Annotated in this window: 17 protein-coding genes; 15 read left to right on the top strand and 2 right to left on the bottom strand. The window is 57.5% G+C overall.

Annotated features, from left to right (window positions below; genetic code table 11):
* The first annotated feature begins 407 nt into the window (after positions 1-407).
* From B5E84_RS19175 to B5E84_RS19115, 14 genes are all read left to right on the top strand, one after another.
* On the top strand, positions 408-2330 hold the full coding sequence (locus tag B5E84_RS19175) for a thiamine pyrophosphate-binding protein (protein WP_087226263.1): 1923 nt from the start codon (positions 408-410) through the stop codon (positions 2328-2330).
* A gap of 4 nt (positions 2331-2334) precedes the next feature.
* The gene (locus tag B5E84_RS19170) at positions 2335-3255 is read left to right on the top strand and encodes an NAD-dependent epimerase/dehydratase family protein (RefSeq protein WP_087226260.1); all 921 of its coding nucleotides are present in this window, start codon (positions 2335-2337) and stop codon (positions 3253-3255) included.
* A gap of 25 nt (positions 3256-3280) precedes the next feature.
* The gene (locus B5E84_RS20735; protein ID WP_162612906.1) at positions 3281-3427 is read left to right on the top strand and encodes a hypothetical protein; all 147 of its coding nucleotides are present in this window, start codon (positions 3281-3283) and stop codon (positions 3425-3427) included.
* Between the two features lie 14 nt (positions 3428-3441).
* Complete coding sequence (locus B5E84_RS19165) at positions 3442-3963, top strand: GNAT family N-acetyltransferase (RefSeq protein ID WP_087226257.1); 522 nt, start codon at positions 3442-3444, stop codon at positions 3961-3963.
* Positions 3964-4010: 47 nt separating this feature from the next.
* Positions 4011-4490 (top strand): GNAT family N-acetyltransferase, encoded by a 480-nt coding sequence (locus B5E84_RS19160; protein WP_087226254.1) that lies wholly within the window; start codon positions 4011-4013, stop codon positions 4488-4490.
* A 2-nt stretch (positions 4491-4492) separates the two neighbouring features.
* Positions 4493-5542: a bifunctional GNAT family N-acetyltransferase/GrpB family protein gene (locus B5E84_RS21165; RefSeq protein ID WP_242963447.1), complete on the top strand. Its 1050-nt coding sequence runs from the start codon at positions 4493-4495 to the stop codon at positions 5540-5542.
* Positions 5543-5685: 143 nt separating this feature from the next.
* A complete protein-coding gene (locus B5E84_RS19150; RefSeq protein WP_087226269.1) occupies positions 5686-6996 on the top strand; it encodes a class I SAM-dependent methyltransferase in 1311 nt (436 codons plus the stop codon).
* 16 nt (positions 6997-7012) lie between these two features.
* The gene (locus B5E84_RS19145) at positions 7013-8086 is read left to right on the top strand and encodes a zinc-binding dehydrogenase (RefSeq protein ID WP_087226251.1); all 1074 of its coding nucleotides are present in this window, start codon (positions 7013-7015) and stop codon (positions 8084-8086) included.
* A 3-nt stretch (positions 8087-8089) separates the two neighbouring features.
* The gene (locus B5E84_RS19140; RefSeq protein WP_087226248.1) at positions 8090-9058 is read left to right on the top strand and encodes a glycosyltransferase family 2 protein; all 969 of its coding nucleotides are present in this window, start codon (positions 8090-8092) and stop codon (positions 9056-9058) included.
* On the top strand, positions 9055-11241 hold the full coding sequence (locus B5E84_RS19135; protein WP_087226245.1) for a glycosyltransferase family 2 protein: 2187 nt from the start codon (positions 9055-9057) through the stop codon (positions 11239-11241). Before B5E84_RS19140 ends, B5E84_RS19135 begins: the two co-directional genes overlap by 4 nt.
* A 1-nt stretch (position 11242) precedes the next feature.
* A complete protein-coding gene (locus B5E84_RS19130) occupies positions 11243-12235 on the top strand; it encodes a glycosyltransferase family 2 protein (RefSeq protein WP_087226242.1) in 993 nt (330 codons plus the stop codon).
* 115 nt (positions 12236-12350) lie between these two features.
* A complete protein-coding gene (locus tag B5E84_RS19125) occupies positions 12351-13763 on the top strand; it encodes an undecaprenyl-phosphate glucose phosphotransferase (RefSeq protein ID WP_087226239.1) in 1413 nt (470 codons plus the stop codon).
* A 28-nt stretch (positions 13764-13791) separates the two neighbouring features.
* Positions 13792-16620: an LCP family protein gene (locus B5E84_RS19120; RefSeq protein ID WP_242963446.1), complete on the top strand. Its 2829-nt coding sequence runs from the start codon at positions 13792-13794 to the stop codon at positions 16618-16620.
* 246 nt (positions 16621-16866) lie between these two features.
* Positions 16867-17283 (top strand): hypothetical protein, encoded by a 417-nt coding sequence (locus B5E84_RS19115; RefSeq protein WP_087226236.1) that lies wholly within the window; start codon positions 16867-16869, stop codon positions 17281-17283.
* Positions 17284-17291: 8 nt separating this feature from the next.
* On the opposite strand, the gene B5E84_RS19110 is transcribed toward B5E84_RS19115, so the two are convergent.
* Together B5E84_RS19110 and B5E84_RS19105 are read right to left on the bottom strand one after the other, a co-directional pair.
* Positions 17292-17588, bottom strand: coding sequence for a DUF3847 domain-containing protein (locus tag B5E84_RS19110; RefSeq protein ID WP_087226233.1), 297 nt, complete (start codon positions 17586-17588; stop codon positions 17292-17294).
* Positions 17589-17714: 126 nt separating this feature from the next.
* Positions 17715-17888 (bottom strand): protein CrcB-like protein, encoded by a 174-nt coding sequence (locus tag B5E84_RS19105; protein WP_087226230.1) that lies wholly within the window; start codon positions 17886-17888, stop codon positions 17715-17717.
* Positions 17889-18246: 358 nt separating this feature from the next.
* Here B5E84_RS19105 and B5E84_RS19100 point away from each other — a divergent pair.
* Positions 18247-18449, top strand: a 203-nt coding sequence (locus B5E84_RS19100; RefSeq protein WP_143469278.1) for a transposase family protein, incomplete at its 3' end; no start/stop codon positions are given.

Below are 18449 nucleotides of genomic sequence, written 5' to 3'. Positions count from 1 at the left end.
CGCGCTTGGTTTCCTGAGGTTCCTCCCGGCCACATCCGCAGTGCGCGCGGGCTCGATTCCGCTTCGCTCCATCTCGCTCGCGGGGCGTCGCCCTATGGCAAAAGGCAGTCTCCCAGCCGTGTTGTGCTTGCACATAAGCGGCTGGGAGACTGCCTTTTGCCATAGGGCGACGCCCCGCGAGCGAGATGGAGCGAAGCGGAATCGAGCCCGCGCGCACTGCGGATGTGGCCGGGAGGAACCTCAGGAAACCAAGCGCGATCTGCGCAGCAGGAGCTCGTAAACTCCAAAAAGCGCGATCTGCGCAGCAGGAGCCCGCAAACTCCTCCAAGCGCGATCTGCGCCAGCAGGAGCCCGTCTTCTCCTCCCCCCACTACATTCACCCTCTCAAAAAAAGGAGCACTCAACCCATGAAAATCAAAGTATCCAATTACATTGCACAAAAATTAGTAGAATCCCACATCACCCAGGTCTTCTCCGTCACCGGCGGCGGCGCCATGCACTTAAATGACGCCTTAGGCCACCAGCCCGGCCTCCGCTGCCTCTACAACCACCACGAGCAGGCCTGCGCCATCGCCGCGGAGAGCTACGCCCGCATCCACAACCAGATCGCGGCCCTCTGCGTCACCACCGGCCCCGGCGGCACCAACGCCATCACCGGAGTGGTAGGCGGCTGGCTGGATTCCATCCCCATGTTTGTCCTCTCCGGCCAGGTGCGCTACGACACCACCGCCCGCTGGTCTGGCGTGGGCATCCGCGCCATGGGCGACCAGGAGTTTGACATCACAAAATCCATCGACTGCATGACGAAGTACAGCGAGATGGTCATTGATCCCCTGCGCATCCGTTTCTGCATGGAAAAGGCCCTGTACCTGTCCCAGTCCGGCCGCAAAGGCCCCACCTGGCTGGACATTCCCTTAAACGTCCAGGGCGCCTACGTGGACACCGATGATCTCATCGGCTTTGACAAAGACGACTACGAGGCCGGCGGCACCGGCTGGGCCGCCAAATCCCCGGCGGAGATTCCGGAGGACACTGCCGGAAAAGGCGAAAAGCGCCAGGTGCTCCCCCCGAAGGTGGAAAAAGACACCGCCCGCCGGATCATTGAAAAAATAAAAGAGAGCAAGCGCCCCGTGTTCAACGTGGGAAACGGCGTCCGTCTCGGCGGCGCTCACGAGGTATTCCTGCGGGTGGCGGAAAAGCTGGGGATCCCCGTGGTCACCGGCTGGAACAGCGAGGACGCCGTCTGGGATGACCACCCCTTATACGTGGGCCGTGGCGGCGGTTTCGGGGACCGTCCCGGAAACTTCGCCGTGCAGAACAGCGACCTGGTGCTCTCCGTAGGCAGCCGCTTAAGCATCCGCCAGGTGGGCTATAATTACGAGACCTGGGCCAGAGCCGCCTACGTGATTGTCAACGACATTGACGCCGAGGAGTTAAAGAAACCCAGCGTCCACGCCGATATGACCATCCACGCCGACGCGAAGGACCTTTTAGAGACCCTGGAGGCCGTTCTGGACGAGGAGGAGACCCTTCCCGTGTTCCAGGGAGGCGAGGGCAAAAACGGCATGACCTGGCAGGAAAACTGCCAGTATTGGAAGAAGAAATACCCGGTGGTTCTGCCCCGCCACTACGAGGGAGGCCAAGAACGTGAGGCCAACGTGTACGCCTTCATCAAAGAGCTGAGCCGCCGCCTGCCGGAGGGCCGGATCACCGTGGTGGGAAATGGTTCCGCCTGCGTTGTGGGCGGCCACGCTTACGTACTCAAAAAAGGCCAGCGGTTTATCACCAACTCCGCCATCGCCTCCATGGGCTATGACCTTCCCGCGGCCATCGGCGCCTGCGTGGCGGCCGGCAGGGAGGAGCTGATCATGGTATCCGGCGACGGAAGTATGCAGATGAACCTTCAGGAGCTGCAGACGGTGATCCACCACCGCCTTCCCATTAAAATGTTTATTATCAATAACGGTGGCTATCACTCCATCCGCCAGACCCAGAAGAACTTCTTCGGCGAGCCCCTGGTGGGTGTGGGCGAAGACAGCCACGACTTAAGTTTCCCCAGCATGGAGAAACTGGCCTGGGCCTACGGCTACCCCTACACCGCCATTCACAGCAACCCGGAGATAGAATCCGTACTGGATCAGACCCTGGCTATGGACGGCCCGGTGATCTGTGAGATTTTCGTCACCACGGACCAGCCCTTCGAGCCGAAATCCGCGTCCAAGCGGCTGCCGGACGGCTCCATCGTGTCCGCCCCCCTGGAGGATCTGGCCCCCTTCCTCTCCGACGAGGAGATGGACGAGATCATGATCATCCCCAGGATCAAGGAGTAAGCCTATGAACGTGATTATCACCGGAGGCACCAGCTTTATCGGGCTGGCTGTCACAGGAGAGCTGCTGCGGCGGGGGGACCATGTGTGGACCATCGTCCGCCCCGGCTCCCCCAACCGGGGAAAACTCCCCGTTCACGACCATCTCCATCAGGTGGAACTGGGACTGGAGGATATGGAACGCCTGCCGGAACGCTTGGGCGGCGGCCATTGGGACGGTTTTCTTCACATGGCCTGGGACGGCGTGGGCAGCGCCGGACGGAGCGACCCAGCCGTCCAGGAAAAAAATATCCGTTGCTCTGTGGAAACGGTGAAGTCGGCGGCGGCTCTGGGATGCCGCCGTTTTCTCTTTTCCGGCTCCCAGGCGGAGTATGGGAGCTGCCGGGAGCTGACGGCGGAGGATCACCCCTGCGCTCCTGTTTCCCAGTACGGAAAAGCAAAACTGGAGTTTGGACGCCAGGCGGCCGCCCTCTGTGAGGAGCTGTCCATGGAGTATATCCACGCCAGAATCTACAGCGTCTACGGGCCGGGAGACCACCCCTGGTCCCTGGTCAACAGCTGTTTAAAGACCTTTTCCGCAGGCGGACATATGGAACTGGGGGAGTGCACCCAGCATTGGAACTTTTTGTATATCGACGACATGGCGGCGGCCATGGCAGAGCTTTTGCGGCAGGATGGCATTTCCCCGGGCATCTACAACGTGGCGGGGGAGGACACCCGGGTGCTGCGGGAGTTTGTGGAGGAAATGTACGCCTGCTGCGGACATCAGGGGAGCTACGAGTACGGAAAACGTCCCCCCAACGCCGAGGGCCCTGCCTCCCTTCTTCCCGACGTGGGAAAACTAAAGCTGGCCACCGGCTGGCGCCCGGCCATCTCCTTTCAGGAAGGGATCAAACGGACGCTGGCGTCGGTTTCATTAAAATCATAGCAGATATAAGGAGGAGAAAATGTCAATGTCAACGTCAATCTTTGGTTTATTGTTTGGCCTGATCGCCTGGGCGGTCAACATTCTGGTTATCGGAGCGGTGGCGTACCTGGTGATCAAAAAAGCGGTGAAAGACGCCCTGCGGGAGTGGGATCGGGAAAAATACAACCGTTAAAGGAGGAATGCCGGATGGAGATACGAAAGGCAGTGCCGGAGGAATTTTTAACGGTGATGGCGTTTTATGACGCGGTGACCGATCAGATGGAAGGCTCGGAATATCCCCCCAGATGGGAAAAGGGCGTCTATCCGGAGCCGGAATTTATCCGGCAGGAGATAGAAAAGGGCCAGGTGTTCATCGGCCTGGAGGAGGGGACTGTGGCCGCGGCCATGGTGATCAACCATCAGGCGGCGGATGGCTATAAAGATGTGGCCTGGGGCGTGGACGCCCCGGCGGAGGACATCGACGTGGTTCACGCCCTGGGCGTTCTGCCCGGCCATCACAAGAAAGGATTTGGCAGGCAGATGGTAAAAAAAGCCCTGGATATGGCCAGGGAAAACGGCCGCGCCGCCGTGCGCCTGGACGTGCTGGAGGACAATCTGCCGGCCAAGCGGCTGTACGAGGGCATGGGCTTTCGCTACACCGGCCATGTAAAGCTGTTTTATGAGGACACGGGAATCACGGATTTCCTGCTGTATGAGTTTGCCATATAAGGCGCGCCGGAAGGGGACGCCCCTGCGGCTATGGAGGAGAGACAGACATGGAATGGACAGGACAGAGCCGTGAAACAGAAAACCACATCCGCCCTGCCGCCCCGGAGGACTGGGAGGGCGTGTGGAGGCTGGTGTGCGCTCTGGAGGGAGAAGGACTTTCCCCGGAGATTTTTCGCGGCATTTATATGGAACAAATGGAAGATGGCCGTTTTCACGGGCTTGTGTGGGCTCCCGGCGGCCGGGTGTCCGCGTTTTTAAACCTGCGTATGGAGCGGCAGCTCCACCACGCCGGGCTGGTGGCGGAGATTGTGGAGCTGGTGGTCAGCCAGGAATGCCGCAGCCAGGGGGTGGGGGAGGAGCTGGTGCAGGCCGCCTGCGCCCTGGCGCGGGAGAATGGCTGCGTTCAGATCGAGGCCGCCTGCCATCAGGTGCGGCGGGACGCCCACCGTTTCTACGAGCGGATGGGCATGAGAAACCGCCACTTTAAATTTTCCATGGAATTTTCCGCGGCAGGAGAGGAGAGATAAAGGTGGCAGAGGAGATACGGATCACAGACGGCGCCCCTTATCTGCCGGAGATTAGGGAGCTGATTGTGGAGTATACCGGCGCACTGGGACGGGATCTGACCTTTCAGAACCTCTCCCAGGAGCTGGAGCACCTGGAACACAAATACGTGCGCCCCAACGGGCAGATTCTGGCCGCCGTCACGGAGACGGGCCAGGTGGTGGGCTGTGTGGCATTTCACCGTCACACCGATGAGCGGTGCGAGATGAAACGGCTTTATGTAAAGAAAGAATACCGCCGCCTTCACACCGGCAGCCGCCTGGTGGGGGAACTCATCCGTCTGGCCAGGAAGGAAGGCTACGGGGAAATGGTGCTGGACACTCTGCGTCCCATGGAAAATGCCATCCGCCTGTACCGGAAATTCGGTTTTCAGGAGATCCCGGCTTACTACCACAACCCCATGGAGGATGTGGTCTATATGGGACTGGACCTTCGGGGCGGAACTGCTGTGAGCTCCGGAGAGCATTTAAAAGAAGTGACTGTGGGCGCGCCTGTGGAGGTCAATGGCCCCATTTTCCTGGCGGAGCCGGATCCGAGCTGGCCCGCTCAGTTTTTAAAGGAAAAAGAGAAAATCCATGCCGCCCTGGGAGCGAAGGCCCTGCGGGTGGAGCACGTGGGTTCCACCTCTGTCCCCGGCTTATGTGCGAAACCCATCCTGGACATCCTGCTCCTTGTGGATGATCCGGCGGCGGAGGCGGAGTACGTCCCGGCCCTGGAGAACGAGGGCTACCGCCTCAGAATCCGGGAGCCGGAGTGGTATGAGCACCGGATGTTCAAAGGCTATGACCCGGAGGTGAACCTCCACGTGTTCGCCGATGGGTGCGGGGAGGCGGAGCGGATGCTTGCCTTCCGGGACTGGCTGCGGGAGCATGAGGAAGACCGGGATCGCTACGCCGCCGCCAAACGGGAGCTTTCCCGCCGGACGTGGAAATACGTCCAGGACTACGCCGACGCCAAGACGAAGGCAGTGCGGGAGATCACGGAGCGTGCCCTTTCCGGCCGCCAGGGGAAATAGGTGGAAATTGCAGCTTTTTCCCCACCGAACTGCAAAAAATGATGATTTTTGCGGGATAAGGTTGAGAAAACGGCAAAGATTATATATACTTATCAGAGCAGAAAAATGGGCGGCTCACCCATAAAAATAGGAGGAACGCGATGATGGATCACTGTATCGCCTGCGGCCATTCCCTGGGGGAGCGGCCGCTTATGACATTAGACAATATGCCGGCCTCCGCCCAGAACATCCCCGACGCCAGCCAGGTGGCGGAGGATGAGGGCATCACTTTAAGCCTGTTTCAGTGCCCGGCCTGCGGGCTGGTGCAGTTTAACTGCCAGCCGGTGGACTACTACCGGGATGTGATCCGGGCGGGAGGCTTTACCACCACCATGGTGGAGCTGCGGAGACGGCAGTACCGCCACCTCATTGAGGCCTACGGGCTGGAGGGGAAGAAATTCATCGAGGCCGGCTGCGGCCGTGGAGAATTTCTTTCCGTCCTGGCGGAGTTTCCCGTGGAGGCCCACGGCATTGAGCACCGGGCGGATCTGGTGGAGCTGGCGGTAAAAAGCGGCCTGGACGTGACCCAGGGATTCCCGGAGACGGAGGATACCCGGTTCCCAGACGGCCCCTATGACGCCTTTTTATCCTTCAATTTCCTGGAGCATCAGCCCCGCCCCGGCGTCATGCTCCGCTGCATCGCCAACAATTTAAAAGAGGGCGGCATGGGCCTGATCACCGTGCCCAGCCTGGAGTACATTCTCCAGTACGACGGTTACTACGAGCTGATCCGGGACCACATCGCCTACTACACCTTCGGGACGCTGCGGGCCCTTCTGGAGGAAAACGGCTTTGAAGTGCTGGAGGAGGAGATGGTAAACCGGGATACCCTGTCGGTGATCGTGCGCAAATGCCCGCGGGATGCCGCCGGCCGGCCCCAATCGTCTGCGGTGCCTGCCTCCAGCCAGTCCGGCACTGCCAGCGGAGCCACAGCCTGCCAGCTGCAGCCGTCCGGGCACGTTTCCCCGGCTGCTGTCAGCCGGCGCCGGCCAGAGGATGCCGCTGCCAGGCCATCCGTCAGCCAGTCTGCCGCTCCCGTGGACGTTTCCGGCCTAATGGCCAGCCGCTATTCCATTGACCGGGAGGTAAACAGCCTGGTGGACCGTCTCCACGAGAGAGGCAAAAAGCTGGCCATCTGGGGCGCCAGCCATCAGGGCTTTACCCTGGCGGCCACCACAAGGCTGGGAGATAAGGTGAGCTATATCATTGACTCCGCCCCCTTTAAGCAGGGACGGTTCGCCCCCACCTCCCACCTGCCCATCGTGGCCCCCGATGATTTCCATCAGGAGCCGGTGGACGCCATTTTGATCGTGGCTCCCGGCTACACGGAGGAGATCGCCTCCATGATCCGGGAGAAATTCGGGGAAACCGTGGAGATTCTGGCATTGAAATCCAACCGCCTGGAGACACTTTGAGGAGAGGAGTCCGACTATGAAAGCATTTGTACTGAAGGAACCGGGAGTGGTGGGGTGGCATGACGCCCCGGAGCCGCGGTTAAAGCAGCCCTACGGGGCCATCCTGCGGCCGGTGGCGGTGACGCCCTGCTCCTCCGATGTCCACACCGTGTTCGGCGGCGGATCGAGAAAGGCCCCGAACCTGGTCCTTGGCCATGAGTGCGTGGCCCAGGTGCTGGAGGTGGGGGAGGAGGTGCGGGATTTCGCGCTGGGAGAGATCGTGGCCGTGCCGGCCATCACCCCGGACTGGAGGGCGCGGGCCATCCAGGAGGGAAACGACCGCCACGCCTCTGCCCCCTTTTCCGGCCACCAGCTGGGCCGCACCCAGCCAGGCGTCTTTTCGGAAAAGTTTCTGATCCCCGACGCGGACACCACCCTGGCAAAGATTCCGGAGGGAGTGACCCTGGAACAGGCCTTAATGTGCGTGGATGTGGTCACCACCGGCTTTACCGGAGCGGAGTACGCCGATATTAAAATCGGGGACACCGTGGTGGTTATGGGCATCGGCCCCATCGGCCTGATGGCCATTGAGGGCGCCAGGCATTTGGGCGCCGCCAGAATCATCGCCGTGGGCAGCAGGCCCGTGTGCGTGGAGCTGGCGAAGGAGTTTGGAGCCACCGACGTCATCAGCTATAAAGACGGGGACGTGACAGAACAGGTATTATCCATGACCGGCGGGGTGGGCAGCGACTGCGTCATCCTCTGCGGAGGCGGGGACGAGGTATTCACCCAGGCGGTGGACATGGTGCGCTACGGCACCGGGACCATTTCCAATGTAAATTACTACGGCGGCACCGGTTTCCTGGAGTTTCCCAAGTTTTCCGGCGGCCGGGGCATGGCGGGAAAAACCATCCGCACCGAGCTGGCAAAGGGCGGACGCGCCCGTATTGAGCGCCTGCTCTCCATGGTAAAATACGGCCGGATCCACCCGGAAAAGCTGGTGACCCACACCCTTTACGGCCTGGATCAGGTGGAACAGGCCCTGTATATGATGAAAGATAAAACCGACGGCCTGATCAAGGTCATGGTAAAAATAGATTGGAAGGAATAACAGATGAAAACAGTGAGCATCGTGGTGCCCTGCTACAACGAGGAGGCCAACGTAGAGCCTTTGTGGGACGCCCTGACAGCCATGTTCCGGCGGGATCTGCCGGAGTACCGGTACGAGATCCTCTTTATTGACAACGATTCCCAGGACCGCACCAGGGACATCCTGAGGGACCTCTGCGCCAGGGACAAGGGCGTAAAGGCCATTTTCAACGCCAAAAACTTCGGCCAGTTCAACTCCCCCTACTACGGGATGCTGCAGACTACCGGGGACTGCACCATCCTGATGGCGGCGGATTTCCAGGACCCGGTGGAGATGGTGCCAAAGTACGTGCGGGAGTGGGAAAATGGCTATAAAATCGTCATCGGCATCAAAAAATCCAGCCAGGAAAACAAGCTCATGTACTGGCTGCGCAGCTGCTATTACAAAACCATAAAAAAGCTTTCCGATGTGGAGCAGATCGAGCATTTCACCGGCTTTGGCCTGTACGATCAGAAGTTTATCGAAGTGCTGCGGAACTTAGACGACCCCACCCCCTTTCTGCGGGGAATCGTGGCGGAGCTGGGCTTTAGGCGGAAGGAAATCCCTTACGAGCAGCCCAAGCGGAAGGCCGGAAAGACCAGCAATAATTTCTACAAGCTCTACGACGCCGCCATGCTCAGCTTTACCTCCTACACCAAGGTGGGGCTGCGCCTGGCTACCATTTTCGGCAGCGTCTGCTCCGCGGTGAGTATGGTAGTAGCCCTGATTTACCTGGTGTTAAAGCTCCTTTACTGGGACCGTTTCGCGGCCGGCATGGCCCCGCTGCTCATCGGGATGTGTTTTCTTGGCTCGGTGCAGATCTTCTTCATCGGCCTGGTGGGAGAATACGTGCTCACCATCAATTCCAGGGTGATGAAACGCCCCCTGGTGGTGGAGGAGGAGCGGCTGAATTTTGATAGGGATACGGAGGAAGAAAACGGGGAACGCCTATGAAGTATAAAGTAGATGTTGTGAGAATTCGGGAAAACACCATACAGATCAACGGCTGGGCCATCGGGAAAAACCCTCAGTCCGCCGTGGATTTTAAGGTGGAGGACAAAAACCACCGTGCGGTGGAGTTTAAATACGTGTCCACCAGACGGGACGACGTGAGCCAGATCTATTTTGGAAAGACCTGGGACAAGGACTTCGGTTTTGACATCCAGTTTGACTACGAGCGGGGAGAGGACTATTACCTTCTTATGAAATGCGAAGGCCGCCGCGTCCGCATCCGCTACAACGAGGAGCTGATCGCCAAGCGCTCCAGCGTAGCCCACAAGCGCCGGGAAAAGATCATGGATCTGATGAACATGGAGACGGTGAAGGTGGCCTACGACTTCTGGAAGGAAAACGGCCTGCGGGCCCTGGTGGTAAAATCCAGGCACAAGCTCCAGGGCATTGACAATGACTACGACTACGGCGAGTGGTACGAGCTCACAAAGCCCACGGAGGAGGAGCTGGAGCAGCAGAAAAACCAGTGGTTTGACTACCGTCCCAAGCTTTCCGTGGTCATCCCCGCCTACCAGACGCCGGAGAAATACCTGCGGGAGCTTTTGGACTCCATTTTTGCCCAGACCTATGAAAACTGGGAGATCTGCGTGGCGGACGGCAGCCCCAGGGGAAAGAGCTGCGAGCGGGTGCTGCGCCGCTACGCGGAGCGGGACGACCGGGTGCGGTATCTGGTCATGGGAGAGAACAAGGGCATTTCCGGCAACACCAACGCCGCCATGGACATGGCCTCCGGCGACTTCATCGTGCTGGCGGACCACGACGACACCCTGACGCCAAACGCCCTCTACGAGATCGCCAAGGCCATCAACGAGGATCCCTGCAACGACGTGATCTACTCCGACGAGGACAAGCTGGATATGGACGGCGGCGCCCTGTTTGAGCCCCACTTCAAGCCGGATTTTAACCCCGACCTGCTCACCAGCACCAACTACATCTGCCACCTGTTCGCCGTAAACCGGGACCTGGTGGAGGAGGTGGGCCAGTTCGACCAGAATTTCGACGGGGCCCAGGACTACGATTTCATCTTCCGGTGCACGGAAAAAGCCAGGAAGATTCACCATATTCCCAAGGTGCTCTACCACTGGCGCTGCCACCAGGGCTCTACCGCCAGCAACCCGGAGAGCAAGCTCTACGCCTTTGAGGCGGGAGCCAGGGCCATCAAGGCCCATTTTGACCGCTTAGGCATTGAGACCGACTCCATTGAAAAGGGAGTGGACTACGGAAAATACCACGTCCGTTTCCACATCCAGGGAGAGCCGCTGGTGTCCGTGGTCATCCCCAATAAGGATCACGCTCAGGATCTGGACGTGTGCTTAAAATCTCTGATGGAAAAAGCCACCTACAAAAACCTGGAATACGTGATCATTGAAAACAACAGCACAGACCAGGCCACCTTTGACTACTACGAGGCCCTTCAGAAGGAACATGAAAACGTCCGCGTCGTCACCTGGGAGCGGGAGTTCAACTACTCCGCCATCAACAATTTCGGCGTGAAACACGCCAAAGGCGACTATCTGCTGTTTTTAAACAACGACACGGAGATCATCGAGCCGGACACCATTCAGGAGATGTTAGGCTACTGCCAGCGGCCGGACGTGGGCGCGGTGGGAGCCAGGCTTCTGTACCAGGACGACACCATCCAGCACGCCGGTGTGGTAGTGGGCTTTGGCGGCATCGCGGGCCATACCTTCATCGGCCTTCACAAGGCGGAGAACAGCTATTTCCACCGGGCCATGTGCGCCCAGGACTACAGCGCCGTCACCGCCGCCTGCCTGATGACAAAGAAGGACGTGTTTGAGAAGGCCGGCGGGTTCTCCGAGGAGCTGGCGGTGGCCTTCAACGACATTGACTACTGCATGAAGGTGCGGGCCCAGGACAAGCTGGTGGTCTACAACCCCTACGCCCTTCTCTACCACTACGAGTCCAAGTCCAGAGGGCTGGAGGACACGCCGGAGAAGGTGGCCCGTTTCAACCGGGAGATCAAGATTTTCTCGGAGAAATGGCCGGAGATCCTGAAAAACGGAGATCCCTACTACAACCCGAACCTGACCCTGCGAAAGTCCAATTTTGCCTTAAGGGACTTAAAGAAAGAGAAAATCGGGGAGCCCTATCCCCTGGAGATCTGATATGAATAAGGTTACGGTCATCATACCCAATTACAACGGGCTGCGTTTTATGGAGCCGTGTTTCGCGGCTCTGCGGCAGCAAAAATTTAAGGAATTTGACATCCTGGTGGTGGACAACGGCTCCCAGGACGGCAGCGTGGAGTGGCTGAAGGACCATGAGATCCCCTCCATTTTCCTGGAGGAGAACACCGGCTTTTCCGGAGCGGTGAACGTGGGCATCCGCGCCTGTGAAACGCCCTACGTGATCCTGTTAAACAACGACACGGAGCCCTATCCCGACTACGTGGGGGAGCTGGTGCGCTGCATGGACCGTTTTCCGGAGGTATTTTCCGCCAGCAGCAAGATGCTTCAGCTGTCAAACAGAGAGCTGATGGACGACGCCGGAGATATGTACAGTGTGTTAGGCTGGGCTTATCAACGGGGCGTGGGACAGCCTGCTTCCCGCTACAGCCGGGCCCGCCAGGTGTTTGCCGCCTGCGCCGGTGCCGCCATTTACCGCAGAGAGGTATTTGAGGAGATCGGATACTTTGACGAGAGCCACTTTGCCTACCTGGAGGACATCGACGTGGGCTACCGGGCAAAAATCTTCGGCTACAAAAACGTGTACTGCCCCACGGCGAAGGTGTGCCACGTGGGCAGCGGCACCAGCGGCTCCAAGTACAATTCCTTCAAGGTGCGCCTGGCGGCCCGCAACAGCGTTTACTTAAACTACAAAAATATGCCCCTTCCCCAGCTCCTTTTAAACAGCGTGCCCCTGGCGGCGGGAATGGCGGTAAAATACGGATTTTTTCGGAAAATCGGGTTTGGCGCCGACTATGTGAGCGGGCTGAAGGAAGGATTTTCCACCAGGAAAAACTGCTATAAAGTGGCTTACCGCCCGGAACATTTTAAAAATTACGTCCGCATCCAGTGGGAGCTGATCGCCGGGACGGCGCTCTACGTGTGGGAGTTTGGCAGGCGGCAGCTCAGGAAGGCCGCCGGGAGACCGGTGTAGCATTGGCAAAAAGTTCATGAACCTGTAACAAAAGGCAGGGATATTTTAAGAAATTGTTAATGACATACGGCGGGGCTTTCATGTATAATAAGAACGATGTTGAGGTGATTAGCAAATGATTAAAGACCATCAGCGCGAATTAAACCGCTTTCAGGTCGTGCTGGACGCCGCGGTCATCGCGGTCTCCTACGGCCTGGCGTGGTTACTGATGATAAATGGGTTCGTTCCCACCAAGGGAGATCCCCTGAGAGCCGAATTCTATCTGATGGCCCTGCTTATTGTCGTTCCCGTTTACCTGTTCCTGTACGCGGTGTTTCAGCTTTACACCCCCAAGCGGGTCCAGGGAAGGCGGCTGGAATTTGCCAATATCTGCAAGGCCAATTCCATCGGCCTTTTAATGTTTACCCTGGTATTGTACCTGATCAGTAAAAACCCCTTCTGGTACAACTTCTCCAGGCCCATGATCATCTATTTCTTTGTGATCAACATTGTGCTGGAGACGGCAGAGCGCAACGCCATCCGGGCGTTCCTGCGCTCCATGCGGGCCAAGGGCTATAATTTAAAGCACATCCTCCTGGTAGGCTACAGCCGGGCGGCGGAGGGCTACATTGACCGGGTCAAGCAGAACCCGGAGTGGGGCTATCACATCGCCGGCATCCTGGACGACCACAAGGCTCTGGGAGAGGACTACAAGGGGATCCGGGTTCTGGGAACCATCGGGGAGTTAAATTCCATCCTGGACATGAACGTGCTGGATGAGATCGCCATTACCCTGAGCATTAAAGAATTCGGAAACCTGGGAGAAATCGTGGCCGCCTGCGAGAAATCCGGCGTGCATACGAAATTTATCCCGGACTATAATAACATCATCCCCACAAGGCCCTATATGGAGGACCTTCTGGGACTTCCGGTCATCCACATCCGCCATGTGCCCCTCACCAACGGCTTAAATAAATTCATGAAGCGGACCGTGGATATTTTCGGCGCCATTGTAGCCATCATCCTGTTTTCACCGGTGATGCTGGCTGCCGCCGTTTTGGTCAAGATCACCTCTCCCGGCCCGGTGATATACTGCCAGGAGCGGGTGGGACTTCACAACCGGCCGTTTAAAATGTACAAGTTCCGCTCCATGGAGGTACAGGCCCCCACGGAGGAAAAGAGCAAATGGACCACTCCCCACGATCCCAGGGTGACGCCGGTGGGGCGGTTTATCCGCAAGACCAGCATCGACGAAATGCCCCAGTTTTTTAATGTGCTGAAGGGAGATATGAGCCTGGTGGGCCCCAGGCCGGAGCGGCCGTTTTTTGTGGAGAAATTTAAGGAGGAGATTCCGCGCTACATGGTCAAGCACCAGGTGCGTCCGGGGCTGACGGGCTGGGCCCAGATCAACGGCTACCGGGGAGATACCTCCATCACGAAACGCATTGAGTGCGACCTGTATTACATCGAAAACTGGACCCTTGGGCTGGATTTTAAGATTCTGTTTCTCACCGTGTTCAAGGGATTTATCAATAAAAATGCGTATTGAGGCATGAAAGAAGGAAAAGAGGTAAAGCATGAGCCAGGAATATGAGTACGAGGCCGGGCGCTCCAGGGCGCGGCAGAGCAGGCGGCGTCCGTCCATGGGGAACATGGAAAACGGGCGTCCGGCTGAGTCCGCGGTCCAGGGCCGCTTGGCTGCAGAGGAAGGAACCGGCGCCGGTTTCCGCTCTCCGCGGGAATCGTCCCTGGACCGGGCGTCTGCCGGGTTTCGGGTGACATCCAGGCCGGGGCAGGCCGTTTCTGACCGCCAGGCGGCATTTTCGTCAGGAACAGCCTCCGGGCGTCAGACAGCAGGACAGAGACCGGCGGGGACGCCGGTTTCTTCTCCCCGTCAGGGAACTTCGGCCGGAGCCGCTACAGGCTACCGTCAGACCGGGGGAATGGGCGGAGCGGGAGCACGCCCTGTCCAGGCTGGAGCGTCCGCCGCGGGGGGAACCTCCCGCCAGCCGGTATCTCCGTCTGCCCCGCGTTACGCGGCGGGTACACGGGGAATGGGAACGGCGGCCCGTCCGACCGCGTCCGCAGCGCCGAGAACAGGAACGACGGTCCGCCCGACCGCGTCCGCAGCGCCGGGAGCTGGAGTGACAGCCCGTTCAGCTGCTGCCGCAGGAGGAGCCGGCATCGCCGCCCGCCAGACAGCGGCCGGGATGTCCGGAACGTCAGTACGCCCGTCTGCGGCCGGAATGTCTGGAGTGATGGCAGGCCCATCCGGGGCCGGAATGTCCGGAACGACGGCCCGCCCATCCGCGTCCGCAGCGGCGGGAACGGGAGCGTCCTCCCGCCAGCCTGTGTCCTCGTCTGCCCGTCCCCTGTCAGGGCGGGCCACCCCACCTGACGCCGGGCGGCGCCGGGCCGGGATCAGTCGGGGAGCAGCCGCGGATGAGGAAGGACTGCAGCTTTGGAATGAGCTCGCCAGCCGCGCCGAAGGCGGAACCGGGGCCGGAAAAACCGGAATCGGAAAAGGCGGAACAGGAGCTGGAAAAACCGGAGCCGGAACAGGAAAAGGCGGCTACGGAGCGGGAACCGGCGGTTCCGGAAACGGAAATGGATCCGGAGGAACCGGCGGCGGAAACGGAAACGGGGATGGCGGAGACGGAGGAAATTCCGGCGGACGCCGTTTCGGAGGTTCCAGAAAAACGGCTCTCACCCCGGAGGCCAAGCGGCGGAAACGGATTATCAAATTTATCGTCGCGGAGTGCTTTGCCCTGGCCTTCATTTTCTGCTATGCCTTTGTGGCCAGAACCTGGTCCCTGGTGCAGCGGGACGAGGGATTCAGCGTGGCCGAGGTAAAGAACGAGGAGCTGGCGACGGAGACCCTGGAAAAGATGGAGGGCTACTGGACCGTAGCCGTGTTCGGCGTGGACAGCCGCGGCTCCAATACGGGAAAGGGCGCCAACGCCGATGTAAATATGCTGTTTAACATCAATCGGGATACGGGAGAGATCCGCATCGTTTCCGTATTCCGTGACTCCTATTTAAACACCGATGACAAGGGCAGCTATAATAAGATCAACCAGGCCTATTTCGTAGGCGGCCCCAACCAGGCCGTAAAGGCCTTAAATAAAAACCTGGATCTGGACATCCAGGAGTATGTGACCTTCAACTGGAAGGCAGTGGCGGAGGCCATCAATATCTTAGGCGGCATTGATATGGAGATCAGCAAGGCAGAATTCTCCTACATCAACTCCTTCATCACGGAGACCCAGAAGGTGACGGGCATCCCCACCACCCAGTTAAAGTCTGCCGGCATGAACCATCTGGACGGCGTCCAGGCTGTGGCCTACGGCCGCCTGCGCCTGATGGACACCGACTTTGCCAGAACGGAGCGCCAGAGAAAGGTGATCCAGGCGGCCTTTGACAAGGCCAAAAAGGCAGATTTCTCTGTACTGAACAACGTCATCGTCACGGTGGCCCCCCTGGTTTCCACCAACATTGACACCATGGATCTGGTGCGCATGGCCCAGGACATCAGCAAATACCACATCGGTGAGACCGGCGGTTTCCCCTTCGCCAGAGGCGATGCCAACATGGGCAGAAAGGGCGCCTGCGTCGTTCCCACCACTCTGGAGAGCAACGTAAAGGAGCTGCACCGGTTCCTGTTTGACGACGAGAACTACACGCCCACGGAGCAGGTGAAACAGATCAGCGCGAAGATCATCTCCGACACGGGACTGAGCAAGGAAGGCCAGTTCGTGTACCACGCGGACACCGATGGCGGAGCGGTTTACAAGCCAAAGACCACGGTGGCAGAGACCACGGAGAAGGAGACGACGGAGCCAGAGACCGACGAGAACGGCAATGTTATTGAGACGAAGGAGCCGGAGACGGACGAGGATGGCAATGTCATTGAGACGAAGGAGCCAGAGACGGACGAGGACGGCAATCCCGTCGAGACGAAACAGCCTCAGACCGACGAGTTCGGCATGATCCTGCCCACGGAAAACGGGGACGAGGATGACGGCCACGGGCCGGGAGCGGAGAGCAGCGGAGCCAGACCGGGTCAGACCGGGGAGAGCCAGACCGCGCCCACCAGACCCAGCCAGTCCGCCGGCAGTCCCACACGCCCGTCCAGGCCGGGCCAGACCACGGAGAGCAGTTCCGCCGCATCCACGTCCGGCGCGAACAGCGGAAACCGGCCCACTGCCTCCACAGAGGAGACGGAGAGGGCACCCATTGTCAATTCTCCCACCAGGCCGCAGGAGCCCTCGATAGACTGGGACGGCCCGGGCGGCACCATACAGGGCGGTGGAAATCCCTCCACGGGAGACGGCGTGATCCTGCCTCCGTCCACTACGGCGGCGGAGCCCACCTCCCCCCAGGAGCCGATCGCGCCTCTGGCATAGCCTGTGAAGGAGAAGGAAAAGCTACGGCATTTCCCCGGCGGAAAACCGGGCGCAAGGCCAGGCAAAACCTAGAAAAACGATTGAAAAAAGAGGACAGAAGGGCCGGCAGCAGACTGCCGGCCCGTTGTTGTGAAAAATGGCGAAAAATTACGGGGATTGTAACCCGTTGTAAAATATTTCTGTGGTTGAATTGTTCATAAGATTTTTGATAAAATGCGATATATTACAAATAAGGGGCAGTTAAAAATGATAGATGAAATTATCAATTATCATGATTTATCGGAACAAGAAAAGGACAAGGCAATTTCCCAGCTTGAAGAACTTGGATTTACTCCAGCCTGTGGCGGTATCAACCGCATGAAAAATGAAATGGAGAAGTCACAAGGAAATACTTTACCACAATATATTTTTGTTCGCAGGAATGGAGAATTTATTGGCTATATGTTTTTGATTGCGGAAAGTGAAAAAGACAACAAAGTATTTCCTTGGTGGGCTGTCGATAATTCCGATGAACTTCCATTGGCAACAGATATTCGGTTGTTACAGTTTGGAATTGAGATTTGCAAAAAAGCCGAATGCTTTCAGTTGGCAGAAAGATTACAATGTCAGCTTGAAAATCATAAGAAGTATATTGGGCGTAGGCCGGAAACAATATCTCGATAGTTGGGGATTTATCCTGCGTTCCCGTCCTCGGTTCGTTTTTTCAGATATTCCCGCGCTGGCTCGCTCGTCAAGGCAAGCCGCAGAAGTACAGCGGTTTCCTCGTCGGTCATGGTCTTGGTTTCCGGCACAATGCTTTCAAAGACCGCGCCCCGGACGATAAGGCGGTGGCTACGCGTCCGGCGTTCTTCCTGTGACAGCTTTTGCCGCAGCACCTTTTCCCGGTTTTCGTACTGCTGGATTTTCTTCTTCCCGTCCTCAATCTCGGCGGTCAGTTCCTCGCGGGTTTTCTCTCTGGGTTTCGTCATGGCTGGTAGCTCCTTTCTGCTCATAGGTATAGAAAAGGACAGTCGATTTCTCGGCTGTCCCTTGTGGGTGGTTTATTATATTGTATTATCCAATGTTCGATAAACTGAAATTTTAGATTTGGGTATTTATGCTAAAATACTTGCAACAATAGCAATCGTACAAACTAATAATACACCCACACTAAATACGACAATCACTTTTTTAACCTTTTTATCTCCTTTGACAGCCGCATCTATTTTATCAGCAAACAAAGCACAAACGATAGCTGCTATCATAAGCAATCCAGAAAATTTTTCCATACTTTTCTCTCCATCAAACTTGTCATTTATCTACTTTGAAACAACATTGCCATGTTGGATAATGCGTAATTGATAATGATATAATTTATAGACTCAATAATTATATCAAGATATTTAGATGCTTTCGTTTTCATCTTGCCGCCCCCTTATTTGTTTTGCTCATGTACTCAATAAAAGTATAGTACAAATTCATGAACAAATCTACATCATTTCAGCCTGTCGGCGGCGTTGTTCTCTCTTGCATATTGCCGCGCTGCATCCCGCCTGGCTGTCCTCCGCCACGACAAACGCACGAATGAACAAATTATGAACATCCGCCTTTTTTCTGGTATACTAAAAGAAAAAAGGATGGGATGTTATGAAAGAAGTGTTAAATTTTGTAAGTACGGTGACGGATCTTAGACAGGAGAAAAAGGTTCTGCATAAAATGAAGGATATTATTCTGCTCGTTTTTTTCGCTATGCTTGCAAATGCGGATGACTGGGTGGAAATGGAAGTGTTTGGAAAGGAACACGAGAAATTTCTGCGAAATTATTTGGAACTTCCCAATGGGATTCCCTC

The organism is Lachnoclostridium sp. An14, assembly GCF_002160755.1.
Classification (GTDB): domain Bacteria; phylum Bacillota; class Clostridia; order Lachnospirales; family Lachnospiraceae; genus Lachnoclostridium_A.
Note: the sequence above shows the minus strand (reverse complement) of the source record. Positions and strands in the feature narration are given on the sequence as shown.

Coding starts and splice junctions, on each gene's coding strand:
- B5E84_RS19175 (WP_087226263.1), top strand. CDS start 408: ATGAAAATCAAAGTATCCAATTACATTGCACAAAAATTAGTAGAATCC.
- B5E84_RS19170 (WP_087226260.1), top strand. CDS start 2,335: ATGAACGTGATTATCACCGGAGGCACCAGCTTTATCGGGCTGGCTGTC.
- B5E84_RS20735 (WP_162612906.1), top strand. CDS start 3,281: ATGTCAACGTCAATCTTTGGTTTATTGTTTGGCCTGATCGCCTGGGCG.
- B5E84_RS19165 (WP_087226257.1), top strand. CDS start 3,442: ATGGAGATACGAAAGGCAGTGCCGGAGGAATTTTTAACGGTGATGGCG.
- B5E84_RS19160 (WP_087226254.1), top strand. CDS start 4,011: ATGGAATGGACAGGACAGAGCCGTGAAACAGAAAACCACATCCGCCCT.
- B5E84_RS19150 (WP_087226269.1), top strand. CDS start 5,686: ATGGATCACTGTATCGCCTGCGGCCATTCCCTGGGGGAGCGGCCGCTT.
- B5E84_RS19145 (WP_087226251.1), top strand. CDS start 7,013: ATGAAAGCATTTGTACTGAAGGAACCGGGAGTGGTGGGGTGGCATGAC.
- B5E84_RS19140 (WP_087226248.1), top strand. CDS start 8,090: ATGAAAACAGTGAGCATCGTGGTGCCCTGCTACAACGAGGAGGCCAAC.
- B5E84_RS19135 (WP_087226245.1), top strand. CDS start 9,055: ATGAAGTATAAAGTAGATGTTGTGAGAATTCGGGAAAACACCATACAG.
- B5E84_RS19130 (WP_087226242.1), top strand. CDS start 11,243: ATGAATAAGGTTACGGTCATCATACCCAATTACAACGGGCTGCGTTTT.
- B5E84_RS19125 (WP_087226239.1), top strand. CDS start 12,351: ATGATTAAAGACCATCAGCGCGAATTAAACCGCTTTCAGGTCGTGCTG.
- B5E84_RS19120 (WP_242963446.1), top strand. CDS start 13,792: ATGAGCCAGGAATATGAGTACGAGGCCGGGCGCTCCAGGGCGCGGCAG.
- B5E84_RS19115 (WP_087226236.1), top strand. CDS start 16,867: ATGATAGATGAAATTATCAATTATCATGATTTATCGGAACAAGAAAAG.
- B5E84_RS19110 (WP_087226233.1), bottom strand. CDS start 17,588: ATGACGAAACCCAGAGAGAAAACCCGCGAGGAACTGACCGCCGAGATT.
- B5E84_RS19105 (WP_087226230.1), bottom strand. CDS start 17,888: ATGGAAAAATTTTCTGGATTGCTTATGATAGCAGCTATCGTTTGTGCT.